This window comes from Botrimarina sp. (assembly GCF_040219535.1).
Taxonomy (GTDB): domain Bacteria; phylum Planctomycetota; class Planctomycetia; order Pirellulales; family Lacipirellulaceae; genus Botrimarina.
This window is the reverse complement of sequence record NZ_JAVJSH010000012.1, coordinates 381,179-399,894: the sequence shown is the minus strand read 5'-3', so window position 1 is coordinate 399,894 and position 18,716 is coordinate 381,179. Positions and strand designations below refer to the sequence as shown.

Genomic DNA, 18,716 nt, shown 5'->3' with positions numbered 1-18,716 from the left:
CCGCCTGAGAGCCGCCAACAGGTTCCGCCATGCCGACGACCCGCAAAGCGAGCAAGCCGTCTAGCGACACGCAGCGAGCCGTGCTGCGTTCTCTTTCGCAGCAAGTAGCCGCCGAGCTAATCGACAGGCCGGCTGTCTGGCTGAGGGACAATCCGCACCTGGCAGCGAGGACCGATGGCGACCGCTACAACGCTCGCGAGCTGGTCGCCAACGTGCTCGCGACGCAGCCGCCTGCGGAGCTACCCGACGGGATGCTCGAAGCGGTTCGGCAAGTTGTCGAATGCGTCTATCCCGACGGCAACCGATTCGACGTGGCTCTCGCCGTGGTCGAGTCGGTCGAGAAGCGTTTCGGCAACGCCGGTCTGGCGGCTGTCGGAGCCGCGTTGCTGCGGCACCTGCGGGAGTGGAACGAGCTAGACCCGTGGCGACCGCCGTCGCTGCCGTCGGAAACCGAGTTCGTCGCCGAGGCGGTCGAGAAGGCGAAGGCCGAGTCGAAGGAAAGGCACCGCACGCTCGCCGAAGGATGGGAAGCGACCGAAGCCGGCCGGCTGGTCTATGTCTGTCCGCATTGCAAGCGGCACCGCTTCGGCCGGTCGTGGAACCCGCCGCCGATACCGACCGGCTACGCGGAGCACGAACACACGATGACCTGCGACGGATGCCGCTCGAAGGGTCGCTTGTAACCTGAGCGTCTGTGCGGCTCTCTGTGGCGTTCTCGCCGTTCCGCGGCAAACGAGTCGAGCCGACCCCTCGCGTCGCGTTAGGCGGCGGCTGAGGGGCTCGGTTTGACGTACCGCGTCCCCTTTGGTACAAACTATCCCTGCCATGCCAAGCCGACAGATAGAAACCGCCTTACGCGACGCCATCATGGCGGACCCGCGTTCGTTCAATGAGCTGGCGAGGGTCACGGGTCTATCACGACCGACCATCGTTCGGTTCGTGAAGGATGAGCACTCGCTGCGATTCGATAAGGCGGCGATTCTCTGCGAGCACTACGGGCTAGAGCTGGTCAAACGAAGGAACCGAGACAATGGCTAGCGTGTCGACAGAGACAACGAAGAGCGGACGCAAACGCTACCGCGTCACGTTCCGCGACGAACACGGCAAGCGACGCTTCATCCGCCTGCCTGGCGTCACGAAGAAAGACGCGGCGGAAGTCGCGAGCAAGGTTCAAGCTATCGTGTCGGCTCGAATCACCGGAGCACCGCTAGGCAACGCCGTTGCCGAGTGGCTCGCGGCGATAGGCGACGACCTGCACGCGAAGCTGGCGGCGGCGGGACTGACCGACGAACGCAAAGCGGCGACGCTGAGCGGATGGGTCGGCGGGTTCATTGTGTCGCGAGAGTCGAAAGTCACCGAGAGCACCGCTATCAACTGGCGGACCACGCGGGACCGGCTGTGCGAGCAACTAGGCGAGCACCGCGACCTGCGGACGATTACCCCCGCCGAAGCTGCGGCGTGGCAAGAGAAGCTGCTAGAGAGCTACGCTCCGGCGACGGTCGCCGGGATGACAAAGAAGGCGAAGCAGTTCTTCGCGGCGGCTGTCGAGGCCGGCGTGCTCGATGCGTCACCGTTCGCGAAGCTGACCGCCGGCTCGATGGCGAACGAAGACCGCAACCAGTACGTGCCAGCCGCCGACGTTCTGCGGGTTATCGACTACGCACCGAACGCCGAATGGCGGCTGCTTATCGCTCTGGCTCGGTTCGGCGGTCTGCGGACCCCTAGCGAAGCTCTGCTGCTGCGATGGGCCGACGTAGACTTCGAGCGAAACACGCTGCGGGTGACGAGTCCGAAAACGAAGCGATACGGCAAAGGCTCGCGAGCGGTCCCGCTCTTTACCGAGCTGCGGCCGTACCTGGAGGACGCCTTCGACCCGACCGAAGAGCGTTGCATACCGAGCTACAGTGGCCGAGGCTGCAACCTACGCACCTCGCTCGTGAAGCTGATTCGCAAAGCCGGACTAGAGCCGTGGCCGCGACCCTGGCACAACCTGCGGGCCAGCCGCGAGAGCGACCTCACCGCACGCTACCCGCTGCACACCGTCACCGCCTGGCTAGGGAACACGCCGAGCGTGGCGGCTGAACACTATCTGTCGGTCCTGCCGGAGCACGTGGCGTCGGCGGTCACGGGACCGGCTGAGGGTGGCACAGGGGGTGGCACAGTACCCCCCGGAAACGGGCGGAAAGCTGTGCCACATGCTGTGCCACCCGGACGAAAAAACCCCGGGAAACTCGCCGTTTCCCGGGGTCCAGACGTGCGTTTAGCTCCCCCGGCTGGACTCGAACCAGCGACAAAGCGGTTAACAGCCGCTCGCTCTACCAACTGAGCTACAGGGGATCACTGAGAGACCGATTATTGCCTCGGCGCCGGGACGCGTCCAGGGTTTAAGGAATCGCCGGGCGCGGCTAGGTTCGCGGAGCCGATCGAATCGCGCGGATTGGTGGGGTTGCTCAGCCGGGCGCCCCTGGCGAGGCGAGTACCTCGTGGATAACCCGCGCGATCTCCTCCGGCTCGGCCATCCGCCCTGGGCCCGATTCGCGGCAGCTCAGCCACCCCTCGCCCGGCGCGGCGATCACGGCGCCGTCTTCTCGCAGCTGGGCCAGGTTCCGCTGGGTAGCCGGCTTCGCCCACATTTGCGAGTTCATCGCCGGCGCGTAGACGACCGGCCCCTCAAACGCCAGCAGCAGCGTGCTCAGCAGGTCGTCCGCCAGGCCGTTGGCCGCCTTGGCCATCGCATCGGCCGTCGCGGGGACGACCGCCAGCAGGTCGGCCCGCCGCGCGAGCTCGATGTGCGGTCCCAGCGGGTGCGACGACAGGTCGAACGAATCGGCGTGCACCGGGCGGCCGGTCAACGCAGAGAACGTCGCCGCGCCGATGAACTTCTCGGCCGCCGGCGTCATGACGACGCTCACCCCGTGCCCCGCCTGCGCAAGCCGGCTCGCCAGGTAGGCCGACTTGTAAGCGGCCACGCCGCCACAGACGCCGAGGAGGATTTCGGGCATGGGAGGGGGTGAGGCTTGAGGTTTGAGGCTTGAGTGGGTCGCTGGAACCCACGCCTCACGGCTCACGCCTCACTCCGTCAGAGGCTGTCGAAGTCGAAATCGGGCGGGGAATCGTCCGAGCCGGGGGCGGTGCGGACTTCGCTGGCCGCGTCGAGGTAGATCTTGTCCTGCAGGATCTCCTGCACAACGATCTCCATCTTGTCCTTCGTATCCAGGTCCACCAGCGGCCGCGCGCCGCCGTTGAGGGCTACCAGGCGCTTCTGGATCAGGGTGGACAGCTTGAAGCGGCCACCCACCTTGTTGACGATCTCTTCTTCTTTGAGCGCTTCGATCATGGGAGGCTGTAGGCTGTAGGCCGGAGACTGGAGGGTACGCAGGGGATGCCGCTGCGGTACGGCGGACCGTTTCCGTTGGTGGGAGCTTGGCCGAGGGCGGAAGGCCTCGGGCCAACTGCCGATCGGGGACTCGCGAGCACGCGGTGCATCAAATCCGACCCGTCGGCAGGCCGGCGTCGGTCAAGATGCGGTAAACCTCGTCGACCGCGTCGTCGAGCCCCTCGTTGACAACGATGTGTTGGTACTGGTCGGCCCGGTCGAGTTCGTGTTTGGCTACCTCGAGCCGCCGGGCGATGGAGGCGGCGTCCTCGGTGCCGCGGGCCTGGAGCCGCTGGCGGAGCACGCCGAGGGCCTGGTCTGGCGCCGCCGCCGCAGTGATGAACACGCTGATCGCTGCGGGGTAGGCCGCGAGGGCGCGGGCCGCTCCGTCGACATCAATCTCTAAGAGTACCCACTGCCCGGCCGCCAGGCGAGGGGTTACTTCTGCTAGCAGCGTGCCGTACCAGTGGCCGCGGCCGAACACCTCGACGCACTCCAGGAACTCCCCGGCCGCCCGCCGCAGGGCGAATTCGTCGTGCGTCAGGAAGTGGTACTCGCGTCCGTCGGCCTCGCCGGGGCGGGGCGGGCGCGTGGTCGCCGACACGCTCAGTCGCACGCGGTCGCCCGTCCGCTGCAGCAGCTTGCGGACGATCGTGCTCTTGCCGACGCCCGACGGGCCCGACAACACCACCAGGCGGCCTTCGGCCGGGGCTGTCGGCTGTCGGCTGTCGGCTGTCGGCTTTTCCATGGGGGTGCTCCCGCCGACGGCCGGTAGCCGACAGCCGGCAGCCTTTCGCCTCACTCCACGTTTTGGACCTGCTCGCGAATCCGCTCGAGGGCCGTTTTCATCTCGACCACGCGGACCGAGATCTCCGAGTCGTTCGCCTTGGAGCCGATGGTGTTGACCTCACGCCCCATCTCTTGGGCGATGAACTCCAGCTTGCGGCCGACCCCTTCTTGCCGCTCGGGGCCGCTCATCGCCGTGATGGTCGCGTCGAACTGCTCAAGGTGGCTGCGGAGCCGAACGGTCTCTTCGGAGATGTCGCTGCGGTCGACAAACAGGGCCACCTCGCGCGCCAGGTCGGACGGCTCGAGCGACACGCCGAGCTTGTCCAGCGCCGAACCCACCCGCTCCGCCAAACGCTCGCGGTACGCCTCGGCGACCGCCGGGGCCCGTTGTTCGACGCCCGCCAGCTCGGCCGTGACCACGCCCGCCTGGGCGCGGAGGTCCTTGGCGAGGGCCTCGCCCTCGCGGACCCGCATCGCGTTGAGCGCTTCGACAGCGCCGGCGAGCGCCGCTTCGATCGCCGGCCAATCCCCCTCGGGGTCGGCGGCCGACGCGTCGGGCGTGGTGATCACGCCGGGCAGGGTGAGCAGCTTGTCGATCGTCGGCTGGGAGTGGACTCCGCCGAGCTGGGTGAGCTGCTCCTGGTAGCCGAGCAGCACGTCGTGGTCGATCCGGTAGTCGCTCGCCCGGTTGCGGCGCTCCACGCGGACGTTCACCTGCACGGTGCCACGGCGAACCGTTTGCCGCACGAGCGCTTCGACTCGCGGCTCGAGGCCGTGGTAGCCGTCGCTGGAGCGGTAGCTGATCTTCAGGTGCCGGTTGTTGATGCTCCGGACCTCGGCGACGACCGACACGGCGTCGGTCTGCGAGCGCCCCTCGCCGAAACCGGTCATGCTCAGCAGCATGGGGCCGCGCCTCCCGGGAGGGTCGTCGAAACGGAGACTGTCGACACGGAGACTAAGGGGCGGCGGGTCACTCGGTCGGTTCCGAGGGCTCGCTGTCGGCCGGGGCGCTCTCGGCCGGGGCGCCGTCGCCGGTGGCCGGCTCGCCAGCGGGGGTTTCGTCCGTCGCGGGGGCTTCGTCGGCCGGGGCGGTCACGACGCCGGCGCCTTCGCCCAGCAGCGGGGCGTCGCCGCTGCCGAACGCGTCGCCGCGGTTGGCGGCCCACAGCGACGCGGCCAGGCAGAACGCGATCCAGACGGTCGCCGCGATGATCGTGATCCGCGTGAAGGTGTCGCCCGCTTTGGCGCCGAAGGCGCTCGAGCCCCCCGGCCCGCCGAGCGCGCCGGCCAGGCCGCCGCCGCGCCCGCGCTGCACGAGCACCAGCAGGATGATGAACACGGCCATCACGGCCATCACGAGTTGGATCAGCGTTTGGATCATGGCGTTGGGGTGGGGGTGTGGCCCGGCGGTGCGCGATGGCGACCGGGGGGGTCAGCCCGCTTTGGCGATAGCCAGGAAGTCGTCGGCCTTCAAGCTGGCGCCGCCGATGAGGCCGCCGTCGACGTTCGGTTGCGACAGCAGCTCCGCCGCGTTGCCCGGCTTCATGCTCCCCCCGTAGAGGATCCGCACCGCGCCGGCGATCTCGCCAGTGTAGCGTTCGGCCAGCAAGCGGCGAAGATCGGCATGGACCTCCTCGGCTTGCTCGGGCGTGGCGACCTTGCCGGTGCCGATCGCCCAGACCGGCTCGTAGGCGATGACCACGCTGGGGATGTCGGCCTCGGTGACGCCGTCCAGCGAGCCCACGAACTGGCTCTTGATGACCTCGCCGGTTCGGCCCGCTTCCCGCTCCTCGAGCAGCTCGCCCACGCAGACGATCGGCGCGATGCCGAGCTCCAGCGCCTTGCGGGCCTTCTTCGACACGTCCGAATCGGTCTCGCCGAGGACGTGCCGCCGCTCGCTGTGGCCGAGGATCACGTACTCCGCGCCGATGTCGGCGAGCATCGCCATCGAGGTCTCGCCGGTGTAGGCGCCGTTGTCCTCGAAGTAGGCGTTCTGGGCGCCGAGCGCCACCGCGCTGCCGGCCAGGGCCTCGCCGACCACCGACAGGTAGACCGCCGGCGGGCAGACTAACAGGTCCACGCCGTCCAGCTCGCCCGCCCCCGCCGCGACGCCCTTGGCGAGGGCGACCGCGTCGGCGCGGTTGGTGTTCATCTTCCAGTTGCCGGCGATGAGTGGCTTACGCATGGTTTGTTCTTCGTCGGTTGTCCGTGGTCAGTTGTTTGGCGTCAGCGACCCGAGTCGGTTCGCAGAAATCAATCCCCACGACTGACAACGGACCACCGACGACTGACTAAGCCGTCTTGCCGAGCGCCGCGGCGACCTTCTTGATCTGGGACGCGAGCTCCGCGTACTGGTCGGGCAGCAGCGCCTGGGCGCCGTCGGACATCGCGTCCTCGGGCTTGTTGTGGACCTCGATGTGCACGCCGTCCGCGCCGGCGGCCACGCCGGCCAGCGCGCAGGCGGGGATCAGCTCGGGGCGGCCGGTCGCGTGGCTGGGGTCGACGATGATCGGCAGGTGCGAGCACTCGTGCACCTGCGGCACCGCGGCCACGTCGAACATGTTGCGCGTGGCGTTGTCGAAGCCCTTCACGCCGCGCTCGCACAGCACCACGTTCGGGTTGCCCTGCGAGAGCACGTACTCGGCCGACATCATCATGTCCTTCACCGTGGCTGCCATCCCGCGCTTCAGCAGGACCGGCTTGTCGGTCTTGCCGACCTCGGTCAGCAGCACGAAGTTCTGCATGTTCCGCGCGCCGAGCTGGATCATGTCGGCCCACTCGGCGACCAACTCCACGTGCCGCGGGTCGATCGCTTCGGTGACGACCGGGAGGCCGTGCTTGTCGCCCACCTCGCGGAGGATCCTCAGACCCTCCTCGCCGAGGCCCTGGAACGAGTACGGCGAGGTCCTCGGCTTGTAGGCGCCGCCGCGGAGCACCGTGGCGCCGGCCTGCTTGATCGCGCCGGCGATCTCGTCGAGCCGCTCGGCCGACTCGACCGCGCAGGGACCGGCGATCATGCCCACGTGGCCGCCGCCGAACTTGGCGGCGTTCTCTCCCTTGCCCACCGACACGATCGACGCCTCGGGGTGCGCCGCGCGGCTCGCCAGCTTGAACGCGGGCTGCACCTCGACCACCTCGGCCACCCCGGGGATCGCCGCGAGCGGCGCGGTGCGGATCTTCTCCTCGTCGCCGATGACGCCGATCACGGTGCGGTACGTCCCCTTGCTCAAGTGGGCCTTCAGCTCGAGCGACTCGACCCGCTCCACCACGTGAGCGATCTGCGCGTCGGTCGCCGATTCACGCAGGATGATGAGCATGGGGGGAGGCTGTAGGCTACAGGCTGGAGGCCGTAGGACGCGCCAGCGCGGCGCTTGCCGGCGCCTCAACGGCGCCGGGCCCGGAGCGGCTTGCCGTTTCGCGTCCCGTTTTGGCAAGCCCGGCAGTTTAGCCGAGCACTTTGGCCCGTGCATAGGAGCCCAGCACCCGCAATCTCACGCACTTTTTCTCGAGCGACTCGATCGCCCGGCGGACCCGGAGGTCGCTCGCGTGGCCGATCAGCTCGACAAAGAACAGGTACCGCCCGCCCGACAGGTCCTCGGTGCGGCTGCCGGGGATCGGGAACGACTCGATCCAGGTTAGATTCAGCTTCTGCCGCTTGAAAATAGCCATCCCGTCGGCCAGCGAGCCCGGCTCGTGGGCCAGCTCGAACATCAGGGCCGTCTTGTCGTCGCCGGTCTTGGCGCCCGGCTCGGGGCCGATCACGGCGAACCGCGTGACGTTGTCCTTCTGGTCCTCGATCCGCCGCGCCAGCACCTCCAAGCCGTGGCGGCGGGCGGCTTGCTCGCTGGCGATCGCCGCCGTGCTGGGGTCGTCAGCCGCCAGGCGGGCCGCGTCGCTGGTGCTGGCGGCCGGCACGGCCTCAACGCCCGGCAGGTGCTCGGCGAGCCAGTGGCTGCACTGCGAGAGCGCCTGCGGCTTGCTGGCCACGCGCCGCACCGCCGAGCGGGGGCCACGCCCGAGCAGGTTGTGATGGATCCGCATCGGGGCTTCGCCACAGATAGCGACGCTCGTCGCGGCGAACGCTTCGAGCGTGTCGGTCACGCGGCCGTGGGTCGAGTTCTCAAGCGGGACGACGCCCAGCTGGCTCGCCCCGGTGGCGACCTCTTCGAAGACCGCGTGGATCGTGCCAACGGGAACCAGGTCGGACGCGTCGCCGAACCGCTCGATCGCGGCCAGGTGGCTGTAAGAGTCGGCTGGGCCCAGGTACGCGACGCGGCGTCGGTCGACCGCCGCGCAGCTAGCAGCGACCAGCTCCCGGAACACCGCCTGCACCGCCGCGGCCGGCGCGGCGCCGACGGGCCCTTCGACGGCGGTCGCCCAGGCGTCGGGCGAGTTTGCCGAGCGGACCTCCGCCAGCTGCCCGACGAGCTCCGCCCGCCGGCCGATTGCTTCGGCGACCTGCCGATCTAGCGCGGCGATCTCGGCCCGCAGGCTCCGAGCCTTAGTAGCGGGTGTCGGATTCGCCGGCTTCTTCTTGGCCATGGATCGGATTGTAAGGCTTTGAGCGGCAAGCACTTCGGCCAGCCGGTGCGATCGCCGTCTGCCAAGTTGGCGCCGGCAACCGAAGTGGCCAACCGTCGCGGCAGGGCGGCCGTGACAAACTGGCAGCCGGCTCGTTCCGACGGCCCCCTTCGCTCGCGACGCAACTCTTGCTCTCGCAGCACGTTAAGTCAAGCCGGCCGCGCAGACTCTTGCTGGCATGGCCTTTGCCACATGAGCGATCACCGCAACCAATCCATCGCGCCCCTCGCAGTCGCCCAGAGCGGCCCAGGGGGCATAAATCGACCAAGAGCGTATTCCCCCACCAGGAGCTGTAGAACCATGGCTGCCGGAGAAAAAATCATCGGCATCGACCTCGGCACCACCAACAGCGTGGTCGCCGTCATGGAAGGTGGCGAGGCCAAAGTCATCCCGAACACCGAGGGCAACCGGACCACGCCGTCGGTGGTCGCGTTCACCGACAAGGGCGAGACCCTGGTTGGCGAGCCCGCGCGCCGCCAAGCCGTGACCAACCCAAAGAAGACGATCTACTCGATCAAGCGCTTCATGGGCCGGCGGCACAACGAGGTCGCGAGCGAAGAAAAGATGGTGCCCTACGAGATCGTCGGCGGCGCCGAGGACTACGTGAAGGTCAAGGCGGGCGACCAAGAGATGACCCCGCCGGAGGTCTCCGCCAAGACGCTCCGCAAGCTCAAGGAGTCGGCCGAGGCCTAGCTGGGCCAAAAGGTCAACAAGGCCGTCGGGACCGTGCCGGCCTACTTCAACGACGCGCAGCGCCAGGCCACCAAGGACGCCGGCGAGATCGCCGGGCTTGAGGTCGCGCGGATCATCAACGAGCCGACCGCCGCGAGCCTCGCCTACGGCCTCGACAAGAAGGGCCAAGAGACGATCTGCGTGTTCGACCTCGGCGGCGGCACGTTCGACGTGTCGATCCTCGAGGTGGCCGACGGCGTGTTCCGCGTCATCAGCACCAACGGCGACACCCACCTGGGCGGCGACGACTTCGACGAGGAGCTGATCAACCACGTCGCCGACCAGTTCAAGAAAGAACAGGGCATCGACCTCCGCAACGACACGATGGCGCTGCAGCGCCTGCAAGAGGCCTGCGAGAAGGCCAAGAAGGAGCTGTCGAGCGCCCAGAGCACCGACATCAACCTGCCGTTCATCACGGCCGACGCGTCGGGCCCGAAGCACCTGCAGATGTCGATCTCGCGGGTCGACTTCGAGAAGCTCGTCGACGGCCTCGTGGAGCGCTGCCGCGGGCCCGTCATGAAGGCCATGGACGACGCGAAGATGAAGCCGTCGGACATCGACGAGGTCGTCCTGGTCGGCGGCTCGACCCGCATCCCCAAGGTCCGCGAGCTGGTCAAGGGCATCTTCGGCAAGGACCCGCACCAGGGCGTGAACCCGGACGAGGTCGTCGCGATCGGCGCGGCGATCCAGGGGGGCGTGCTCGCCGGCGACGTGCAAGACATCCTGCTGCTGGACGTCACCCCGCTGTCGTTGGGCATCGAGACCCTCGGCGGCGTGATGACCAAGCTCGTCGAGCGCAACACCACCGTGCCGGCCGAGCGGAAGCAGGTCTTCAGCACGGCCGACGACAACCAGACGGCGGTCACCGTGCGCGTCTTCCAGGGCGAGCGCGAGATGTGCGCCGACAACCGCTTGCTCGGCCAGTTCAACCTGGAGGGCATCCCCCCCGCGCCGCGGGGCGTGCCGCAGATCGAGGTCAAGTTCGACATCGACGCCAACGGCATCCTGTCGGTCGCGGCCAAGGACCTCGGCACGGGCAAGGAGCAAACCGTCACGATCGAGCAGTCGAGCGGCCTGTCCGACGACGAGATCGAGCGCATGAAGAAGGACGGCGAGGCCCACGCGGCGGAGGACAAGAAGAAGCGCGAGCTGGTCGAGGCCCGCAACGCGGCCGAGGCGCTCGCCTACTCCACCGAGAAGACGCTCAAGGAGCAGGGCGACAAGATGTCCGAAGCGGACAAGAAGCCGATCGAGGACGCGATCGCCAAGGTCCGCGAGGCCGCCAAGGGGGACGACGCCGGACGCATCAAGAGCGCGACCGAAGCCCTCCAGCAAGCCACCCACGCGATGAGCGAGGCCATGTACAAGTCGGCCGCCGCCGGCGCCGCCGGAGCGTCCGGCGCCGCCCCCGGCGGCGACACGTCCGCCAGCGAGTCGACCGAAGACGACGCGATCGACGCGGAGTTCGAGGTCAAGGAGGGCTGAGGCCCTCGCCGCGATGACATAGCCCCGCGAGGGGCGCAACCGAAGAGCCAGGGGCGAGAGCCCCTGGCTCTTTGTGTTTGGCGCTGACTTAAGAGATATGCCGCACCAACCCAGAAGCCCCGCCAGGGGCGGCAGCGCGTAGCCAGGGGCGCGAGCCCCTGGTCATCGGTGCGACAAGAACGAATAGCCCCGCCAGGGGCGACAGTGGTTCCGCGAAACAGAGCGCTGTCGCCCCTCCGGGGCTTTCTGTGATTAGGCTGGCTCGCCGACCGGGGGCTTGCGCCCCCGGCTACGCGCTGTCGCCCCTGGCGGGGCTGCTCTCGGTTTGCGGCTTATGACCGTGGCGGTTTCGATGCCCTCGACGTACTCCTGCTTGTCGTACCACATCGTGTTTACGACCAAGCGCCGCGCGCGTTACTTGTCGCCGGAGATCCGGCCGCGCGTGTATGAGTACCTGGGCGGCGTGGTGCGCGCCGAAGGCGGCTCGCTCACCGAGATCGGCGGCGTTGAGGACCATGTTCATTTGCTGGTGAAGCTCAAGCCAACCCAGTCGCTCGCCGACTTCGTCCGCACGCTCAAGGCGAACAGCTCGAAGTGGATCAACGAGAACCGTTTGGTCTCGTCGCGGTTCGAGTGGCAAGAAGGCTACGGGGCGTTCACGGTCAGCGAGTCGCAAACCAGCGCGGTAAGCCGCTACCTGCAGCGCCAGGCGGAGCACCACGCGCGGACCACGTTCGCCGAGGAAGTGAGTCGGTTGTGCGAGCGTCACGGCGTTACGCCGCCGACAGAAAGCCCCGGCAGGGGCGGCAGCGCGTAGCCGGGGGCGTGAGCCCCTGGACGGCCGTCGGCCTCGAACGCCGAGCCCCGGAGGGGCGACAGCGCGTCTCGCTACCCAGCCTCGCTGCCGCCCCTCCGGGGCTCTGTGGATGCCGCGACCGGGAGCTAGGGATTGCGGCCCCGGCTACGCGCTGTAGCCCCTCCGGGGCTCCTCAATTGCGGAGCCCCATCCGTGTGCATCCGCGTCCATCCGCGGGCATCCGCGGTTCCCCCCGGCGCGACGCAAGCGTTCGCCAGCAACCGGCGGTCACCCGGCCGCGGGCATCGCCGCGAGCAGCTCGGCCACGTAGTCGCCGACCTCGCGGAGCACCTCGTCGCGCGGGCGGTCGGCCGCTTGGGCCACGCGCTTCACGATCGCCGAGCCGACAATCAAGCCATCGGCGACCGGCGCGAGGAGCCGCACGTGCTCGGGCTTGTTCACGCCGAAGCCGATGCAGATCGGCAGGTCGGTCTTCGTGCGGAGCCAGCCCACGTTGTCGACCAGGTCGCTGGGGAGCTCGGTCCGCTCGCCGGTGATCCCCGCTACCGACACGTAGTACACGAACCCGCTGGAGGTCTCGCAGATCCGCAGCGCGCGGTCGCGCGGTGTGGTCGGCGTGACGAGCTGGATCAGCGACAGGCCCTGCTCGCCCGCCAGCTTCGCCAGCGCGGGCGACTCGTCGACCGGCAGGTCCGGCACGATCAGCCCGGCGACGCCCCGCGCGGCGACCTCCTCGCAGTAGCGCTCCGGCCCGTGGCGGTAGATGATCGCGTAGCTGACCATCGTCACGACCGGCGCGCCGAGGCCCGGGCACACGCCGCCGAGCGTTTCGAGGATCTCGGCCAGCTTGATCTTCTTGCCCAGCGCGCGGGTGTACGAGGCTTGGATCACCGGGCCATCGGCGATCGGGTCGGAGTAGGGCACGCCGACCTCGCACAACGCGGCGCCGCGGCCGACGACCTCGCGCAGCACCTGGGCGGTGAACGCCAGGTCCGGGTCGCCCGCCGTGACGAACGGCATCAGGGCCTTGCGCTTCTCGGCGCGGAGCTTTTCGAAGAGCTGCGGGATCGCGGTCATCGGGCGCTGCGGGTGGGGTGTCGGGCCAGCGGGCGAGTGTAACCGCGCGCGGCGCCCGCGAGCAGCGGGCCCGCGCGGATGGCTCTTGGGAGGCAGCTTTGCCGGCGGGCGGCCGAGGTAGCACGCGGAAAAGAAAACGGGGCGGCGCCCTTGGACGCCGCCCCGTTTCGACGATCGATCTACGACGGGGCGCCTAGCCCCGCACGCGCTGCGAGCGGCGCCGGAGCAGCGCCGCCGCGCCGAGCAGAGCCAGGCCCGCCGTGGCCGGCTCGGGCACGCCCGCGGCCGTGGCGGCGGTGGCGCCGTAGTTCTCGGCCCAGAGGTCGTAGCCGGCTTGGCTGCTGTCGGGCGAGTCGCCGTCGCGCCACACGGTGTAGTCGGCCGCGTCGACGACGCCGTCGCTGTTGTAGTCGCCGGCGAGCGGGGTGTCGTCGCCGAGGAAGAAGTAGTCGGCCACGTCGCCGAAGCTGTCGCCGAAGAACAGCGAGATGCTCTCGTCGACGTTCAGCAGATTGGTGGTCAAGCCCGTCGCGACGTCGAGCACCATGATGTCGGCCTGGAAGGGGGCGGTCCCGCTGCCGCCGCTCGGGTTGAGGAAGTAGACCTTGTCTTCCTCGCTGTTGTAGGCGGCCCAGTGGCCCCGCTCGAGGAACTGGCCGCCGCCGCTCATGTTGTCGCTCGGCTCCTTGACCGGGGTGGTGATCTTCTTCTCGCTCCAAGCGCCGAACTGGATGCGGCCCTCGCCGTTGTCGTAGGTGAGCACCTCGCGGCGGATCACGGCCGGCTCGTGGTCGGCGTCGGAGATGCCGTCGGCCGCGTCGCCGAAGCCCGATTCAACGATGATCAGGTCGCCGGTGTCGGCGTCGACGAAGATGTGCTCGGCCTTGCCGTCGTTGCTGGTGGGGTCGGACAGCGGGTCGTTGTCTAGCGCGAACGAGGTCGGGTAGTCGGGCCCGCCGCCGACCTGCTGCTGGCGGTACGCGCCGGCGAGGATGTCGTAGAACGCGACGTCGTCGCCGCCGCCGTCGGACTCGGTGACCCAGAAGCCGGACGTGCCGGTCACGGGGTCGGAGTAGTAGGCGATCGACTCCGGCTCGCTGTGCCCGGTGGGGACGCCGCCCGCGAAGTCCTGGTTCACCAGGCCGATGACCCGCGAGTTCCACGACTCGGTCGTGCCGTTGTTGAAGCCGCCGTCGAGGTAGTCGGCGCTGGAGTCGTTGGCCAGGCCGGGCGTGGTGGCGACCCGCTCGATCAAGCGGAACGCGTGGTCGTTCGAGGCCATCTCCTCGGCGCCGGCGGCGGAGTCGTTGTCGAGCAGCAGCAGCGTGCTGTCGTTGATGAACTCCAGGGCGAACGGGAAGAAGCCGGCGCCGTTGTTCCGCTTCACCTCGGCGATCTTCTCGATCGAGCCGGGCAGCGAGAACGTGTTGCTGTGCGCGCGGTTCAGGTCGTCGAAGTTCAGGCCGGCGCCGACCTGCGGCAGCGAGCTGTAGGTGATGTAATCATCGAAGCCGCCCGCCGGCGCGCCCGCCGGGATGAACGGCGCCGCGCCGCCGACGCCGGGCGTGGAGCCGGCGGTGACCGTCGTGCCCTGGAAGTTGCTGGCCCAGTGGTCGTAGACCGTGGCGAAGTCGATGCGGTAGATGTCGAGGTCGCCGTCGGAGTCGGCCGGCGAGAACTCGCCGCCCGTCTCGACGGAGCCGACGTCGCCGCTGTCGAACGCCGCGACGTAGACGTCGCCCGTGAACGGGTCGGCCGCGATGGCGCTGACCTCTTCGAAGTTGTACGACCCGGGGCCGATGATCTCGCCGGGCACGTGCACCGAGAACAACGGGCTGGCTGCGCCGGAGTTCAGGTCGTCGGCGCTGTAGAACGTGACCGACCTGCGCGAGTCGCTGTTGTTCTGCTGTTGGTTCAGGTGAACGAAGAAACCACCGGTCGGCTGCGCCGAAGCGGCGGCCGACACGGCCCACGCGGCCAACAGGCCAAGGCGTGTGATTCGCTGCGTCTTCATCGAGGGGAACTCCGAGGTGTTGGAAGTCGACGGTGGTCGGGCCGCGCCGGCGGCCGCGCTCGCTCGAGCCGTGGTGGCCAAGCGGACCGGGTCGGGGTGGGGGGTCAGGAGAGAATCACAGGAAGCGGCAGCGCCGGACCGATCTCTGGATAGCGGGCCACGCTGGGGGGCAGGGCGCCGCGGGGCCGATCGGCTCGGATTCAGCATGTCCGCCGTCCGCAGCCGGGCGCTCCTCTCAGAGCAGAGGAACGAATCTAAGCTGCTCGGGCCGCGGCGCTTCGGATGGGGCGGGTCGGTGGGGGTCGACGAAGGAGCTGTCTCTGGCGGTCGGCGCCACGCTCCGACGACTCGGTGAGCTTGTGGAGCCTGTTCGCGAGCGATCCATCACGCCTCGACGCTCGCCGGACAACGGCAGGCAGCTCCACACGAAGCCGTAAAGGTACTTGTCTATCCGCCGCGCTGGGAACCGCTTTTCATCGAAACTTAACAAAACGCCCCCCGCGCTTTTTCTGCCGTAGCGTGCGATCGCGCACGGCGGCTGCGGTGGGGCGCACGGAACAATCGACCAATTGTCCTGCAGCGAAACCGCGACTAAGTTCTTCGCAGCGCGAACGACTTTAGCTGCCACGCGTAATTGCGGCCGAGCGTAGATTGCTGTCTTCCTGCCACCAAGGGCCGGCCCGCTGCGAGCGCTTCTCGCGAGCCGGTTCCCGAAGCAACTCGCCGCCGCGATCACCGGCCGGCCCCCACCCTCTCCGCGCCCGCCGGTCGGCACGACCCCGCTCCGAAGGGCCCAACTCCCCGCCCAAGCCCTTGGCCGCCGCCGGCGCCAAGCCTCTCACCCTTCCCTAGGCGCCGTAAGCAAATGCCTACCCCGCCCCGCTCGAAAGCCGCCTTTACCCTCGTCGAGCTGCTGGTGGTGATCGCCATCATCGGGATCCTCGTGGCGCTGCTGCTGCCCGCCGTGCAAGCCGCCCGCGAAGCGGCCCGGCGCACCCAGTGCGTCAACCAGGTGAAGCAGATGGGCCTCGCGACGCTCAACTACGAGAGCGCAAACAAGCGGCTCCCCGCCGGCCGCCCCTTCCCGGACCGCTTCCGCCCCGAGGACGGGCTCATCCTGTCTAGCTACACGAACTACCAGTCGAGCCCGCCCGGCGCGGTGACCAACAACTCGTCGGTCCACGTGCGGGTGCTGCAGTACCTCGAAGAGGGGACGATCTACGACCTGATCGACTTCGAGGCGGGCGTCAGCGGCCCGATGGTCAACGGCGCCGGCGACCCGGTCAACCCGAGCTACGCCGCCTTCGCCAAGGCGGGCAACCTGTTCCTCTGCCCGTCCGAGCCGAACCAAGACCGTGTCGTTTCGGCGAACAACTACTTCGTCAACTTCGGCGGCTCGACCCCCTACGCGGGCACGCTCTCGTCGGGCGACATGGGGCGCCGCCAAGACAGGAACAAGCAAGACGCCAACGGCCTCGACTCCAACGGCAACGGCGCCTTCAACATGGGCGACGGCCTGCCGGTCGGTAAGTTCACCGACGGGACCTCGAACACCGCGATGTGGGCGGAACGGCTGCGGGGCTCGCAGCCCAACGGCCAAGACCGCACCAGCGACGGCCAAGCGACGCCGAGCGACTTCCTCTTCATGAGCGGCATCAGCGAGCCGACGGTCGACGCGTATGTCGACAAGTGCATCAACGAGACCAACGCGCAGTACTCGCCGGGCAGGACCGACTACTTCGCGTCGGCCGGCTCGTGGGCGACCGGGAGCCTGTGGTCCAACGGGTGGCCTTTCGCCGGCTACGCCTGCACGCAGTACAACCACACCGTGCCGCCGAACTGGAAGTACATCAGCTGCGGGATCCAAACGCCGATCGCCGACACGCCCGCCGAGGGGGCGGTGATGTCGGCCCTCAGCGCCCACCCGGGCGGGGTCAACGTCTGCTTCGTCGACGGCCACGTCGATTTCGTGGCGGACGACATCGACCTGGCGACTTGGCGGGCGATGGGCTCGCGCAACGGCGAAGAGAGCGTGCAGTAGGGCGAGTCGTAGGTCGCGAGCGGGCGCTGGTGTACAAACAAACCGGCAATCCGCTACAACAGCTGGCGTAGGACACGCTCCGCCTCCGACCGCCGCCCCGCATGCCGCACGAAGCCCAGCACGCCTTCCCGTTCGCACCGCGCCCGCCGCGCGAAGCCGACCCCGACGCGGCCAACGCCGACGACACCGCCCTGGACGACGGCTCGTACGGCTGGAGCCCGGGCGAGGCGCCCCCCTTCGTGCGGCTGGAGCTCGACGTCCGCGACCCGGCCGTCGTAGCGGCCCTCTCGGCCCTGCCCGCCGGGCGAGAACGCGACGCGTTCGCTGTCGACGCGCTGCGGATCGGCGTGGCCGCCCTGAGGCACGCCGCGAGCCAGGCGGGCGCCGAGCATGTGAAGGCCGCCGGCGACCAGCTCGTGGGCCGCCTCGCCGCGGCCCTCGACGCGCACGCCCGCAGCTCGCAGGAACGCACCGCCGCGGTGCTGAAGGAATACTTCGACCCGCAGAGCGGCCGGCTGGCCGAGCGGGTGCAGCGCCTGGTGAGCGACGACGGCGAGCTCGCCACGCTGCTGCGGAACCAGCTGCACGGCGACGGCTCGCCGCTAGCGCAGCTGCTCTCGACGCAGCTCGGGCGCGACAGCCCGCTGATGCGTCAGCTCGACCCCGAGCAGTCGAGCGGCCTGTTCGCGCGGCTGCAGCGGACCGTCGACGAGCAGCTCGCCCGCCAGCGGGAGCACGTGCTGCGCGAGTTCTCCCTGGATGTGCCCGACAGCGCGCTGCGGCGGCTGGTCGACGAGCTCTCCGGCAAGCACGGCGACTTGCAAAAGGGGCTCGGCCAGAAGATCGACGAGGTCGTTAAGGAGTTCTCGCTCGACGAAGAGAACTCCGCCCTCAGCCGGCTGGTGCGCAACGTGGACCGCGCGCAGCGGACGATCACCAGCGAGTTCTCGCTCGACAACGACCACTCCGGCCTGTCGCGGCTGAAGCGCGAGCTGATGACCATCCTCGAAGCGCAGGTCAAGGCCACGGCCGAGTTCCAGAACGAGGTCAACGAGAAGCTGGCGACCCTGGTGCAGAAACGCGCGTCGGCGGCCGCCAGCCCCGAGCACGGCGCCGATTTCGAGGACGCGGTCTGTGCGTTCCTGACCGACCAGGCGCAGCAACGGGGCGACCTCTGCGAGGCGAGCGGCGCCACGACCGGCCTGGTCCGCAACTGCAAGGTCGGCGACGCCGTGCTGCGCCTCGGCCCGGAGACCCCCGCGCCGGGGGCGACCATCGTGTTCGAGGCCAAGGAAGCCCGCGGCTACAGCCTGACCCGCGCGATCGACGAGCTCGAGACCGCCCGCAAGAACCGCTCGGCGGAGTTCGGCGTGTTCGTGTGGTCGCGGTCCTTCGCCCCGCCGGGGGTCAAGCCTCTGGCGCGCTACGGGCAGGACCTGATCGTCGTGTGGGACGCCGAGGACCCGGCGACCGACCCCTACCTCTTGGCGGCTATCGAGATCGCCCGCGCGTGTGTGGTCGAGCGCCACCGGGGCGACTCCGCCGAAGAAGTCGACCTCGAGTCGATCGACCGGGCGATCAACGAGATCGAAAAGCGGGCCGCCGGGCTGGAGCGGATCCGAACGCCGGCCGAAACCATCAAGAGTTCTTCCGAAAGAATCCTCGAACGGGTCCGGATCGACCAGCAGGCGCTGGAGCGGCAGGTGGTGATCCTGCGGAGCAAGCTAGCGGCTCTGCACGAGGGCGCGAAAGAAGGCTAGACGGACGGGTTGAGCCCTTTTAGCCCCGGCAGCGCGAGGGGATC

Annotated in this window: 15 protein-coding genes, 1 tRNA gene and 2 pseudogenes; 7 read left to right on the top strand and 11 right to left on the bottom strand. The window is 69.0% G+C overall.

Going from position 1 to position 18,716, the window contains the following annotated elements; translation table 11 throughout:
* Nucleotides 1-29: 29 nt before the first annotated feature.
* The 3 genes and pseudogenes from RIC11_RS05790 to RIC11_RS05785 all read left to right on the top strand — a co-directional run.
* Nucleotides 30-683 carry a hypothetical protein gene (locus tag RIC11_RS05790; RefSeq protein WP_350209247.1) on the top strand — a complete coding sequence of 218 codons (654 nt, stop codon included), beginning with the start codon at nucleotides 30-32 and terminating at the stop codon, nucleotides 681-683.
* A 142-nt stretch (nucleotides 684-825) separates the two neighbouring features.
* A complete protein-coding gene (locus RIC11_RS20700) occupies nucleotides 826-1,038 on the top strand; it encodes a helix-turn-helix domain-containing protein (protein ID WP_502879374.1) in 213 nt (70 codons plus the stop codon).
* A pseudogene (locus RIC11_RS05785) lies at nucleotides 1,031-2,086 on the top strand (tyrosine-type recombinase/integrase); the annotation flags it as partial. The gene RIC11_RS20700 and the pseudogene RIC11_RS05785, both read left to right, overlap by 8 nt.
* Nucleotides 2,087-2,264: 178 nt before the next feature.
* Here RIC11_RS05785 and RIC11_RS05780 read toward each other — a convergent pair.
* From RIC11_RS05780 to pheA, 9 genes are all read right to left on the bottom strand, one after another.
* Nucleotides 2,265-2,337: transfer RNA gene (locus RIC11_RS05780), tRNA-Asn, on the bottom strand.
* A gap of 113 nt (nucleotides 2,338-2,450) precedes the next feature.
* A complete protein-coding gene (locus RIC11_RS05775) occupies nucleotides 2,451-3,002 on the bottom strand; it encodes a flavoprotein (protein WP_350209246.1) in 552 nt (183 codons plus the stop codon).
* 77 nt (nucleotides 3,003-3,079) lie between these two features.
* Nucleotides 3,080-3,337: a DNA-directed RNA polymerase subunit omega gene (locus tag RIC11_RS05770; RefSeq protein ID WP_350209243.1), complete on the bottom strand. Its 258-nt coding sequence runs from the start codon at nucleotides 3,335-3,337 to the stop codon at nucleotides 3,080-3,082.
* A gap of 148 nt (nucleotides 3,338-3,485) precedes the next feature.
* Nucleotides 3,486-4,124 (bottom strand): guanylate kinase, encoded by a 639-nt coding sequence (gmk, locus tag RIC11_RS05765; RefSeq protein WP_350209242.1) that lies wholly within the window; start codon nucleotides 4,122-4,124, stop codon nucleotides 3,486-3,488.
* Between the two features lie 50 nt (nucleotides 4,125-4,174).
* Nucleotides 4,175-5,068 carry a YicC/YloC family endoribonuclease gene (locus RIC11_RS05760; RefSeq protein WP_350209240.1) on the bottom strand — a complete coding sequence of 298 codons (894 nt, stop codon included), beginning with the start codon at nucleotides 5,066-5,068 and terminating at the stop codon, nucleotides 4,175-4,177.
* A gap of 67 nt (nucleotides 5,069-5,135) precedes the next feature.
* A complete protein-coding gene (gene secG, locus RIC11_RS05755) occupies nucleotides 5,136-5,546 on the bottom strand; it encodes a preprotein translocase subunit SecG (protein WP_350209238.1) in 411 nt (136 codons plus the stop codon).
* Between the two features lie 51 nt (nucleotides 5,547-5,597).
* Nucleotides 5,598-6,350, bottom strand: a complete 753-nt coding sequence (gene tpiA / locus RIC11_RS05750) for a triose-phosphate isomerase (RefSeq protein WP_350209236.1) — start codon at nucleotides 6,348-6,350, stop codon at nucleotides 5,598-5,600.
* Between the two features lie 106 nt (nucleotides 6,351-6,456).
* A complete protein-coding gene (aroF, locus tag RIC11_RS05745; protein WP_350209234.1) occupies nucleotides 6,457-7,482 on the bottom strand; it encodes a 3-deoxy-7-phosphoheptulonate synthase in 1,026 nt (341 codons plus the stop codon).
* Between the two features lie 127 nt (nucleotides 7,483-7,609).
* Nucleotides 7,610-8,707: a prephenate dehydratase gene (gene pheA, locus RIC11_RS05740; RefSeq protein ID WP_350209232.1), complete on the bottom strand. Its 1,098-nt coding sequence runs from the start codon at nucleotides 8,705-8,707 to the stop codon at nucleotides 7,610-7,612.
* Between the two features lie 339 nt (nucleotides 8,708-9,046).
* Between pheA and dnaK the strand changes: the two are divergent.
* Together dnaK and tnpA are read left to right on the top strand one after the other, a co-directional pair.
* Nucleotides 9,047-10,963: pseudogene (dnaK, locus tag RIC11_RS05735) on the top strand (molecular chaperone DnaK).
* Nucleotides 10,964-11,315: 352 nt separating this feature from the next.
* The gene (gene tnpA / locus RIC11_RS05730; RefSeq protein WP_350209230.1) at nucleotides 11,316-11,780 is read left to right on the top strand and encodes an IS200/IS605 family transposase; all 465 of its coding nucleotides are present in this window, start codon (nucleotides 11,316-11,318) and stop codon (nucleotides 11,778-11,780) included.
* Between the two features lie 267 nt (nucleotides 11,781-12,047).
* Here tnpA and trpA read toward each other — a convergent pair whose 3' ends face one another.
* On the bottom strand, nucleotides 12,048-12,857 hold the full coding sequence (gene trpA / locus RIC11_RS05725; protein ID WP_350209228.1) for a tryptophan synthase subunit alpha: 810 nt from the start codon (nucleotides 12,855-12,857) through the stop codon (nucleotides 12,048-12,050).
* Between the two features lie 193 nt (nucleotides 12,858-13,050).
* Entirely contained in the window at nucleotides 13,051-14,871 is a 1,821-nt protein-coding gene (locus tag RIC11_RS05720) for a PEP-CTERM sorting domain-containing protein (protein WP_350209227.1), read from the bottom strand.
* Nucleotides 14,872-15,736: 865 nt separating this feature from the next.
* Between RIC11_RS05720 and RIC11_RS05715 the strand changes: the two genes are divergently transcribed.
* Both RIC11_RS05715 and RIC11_RS05710 read left to right on the top strand, forming a co-directional pair.
* Nucleotides 15,737-16,912, top strand: coding sequence for a DUF1559 family PulG-like putative transporter (locus tag RIC11_RS05715; RefSeq protein ID WP_350209225.1), 1,176 nt, complete (start codon nucleotides 15,737-15,739; stop codon nucleotides 16,910-16,912).
* A gap of 101 nt (nucleotides 16,913-17,013) precedes the next feature.
* Entirely contained in the window at nucleotides 17,014-18,672 is a 1,659-nt protein-coding gene (locus RIC11_RS05710; RefSeq protein WP_350209223.1) for a hypothetical protein, read from the top strand.
* The last annotated feature ends 44 nt before the right edge of the window (nucleotides 18,673-18,716 follow it).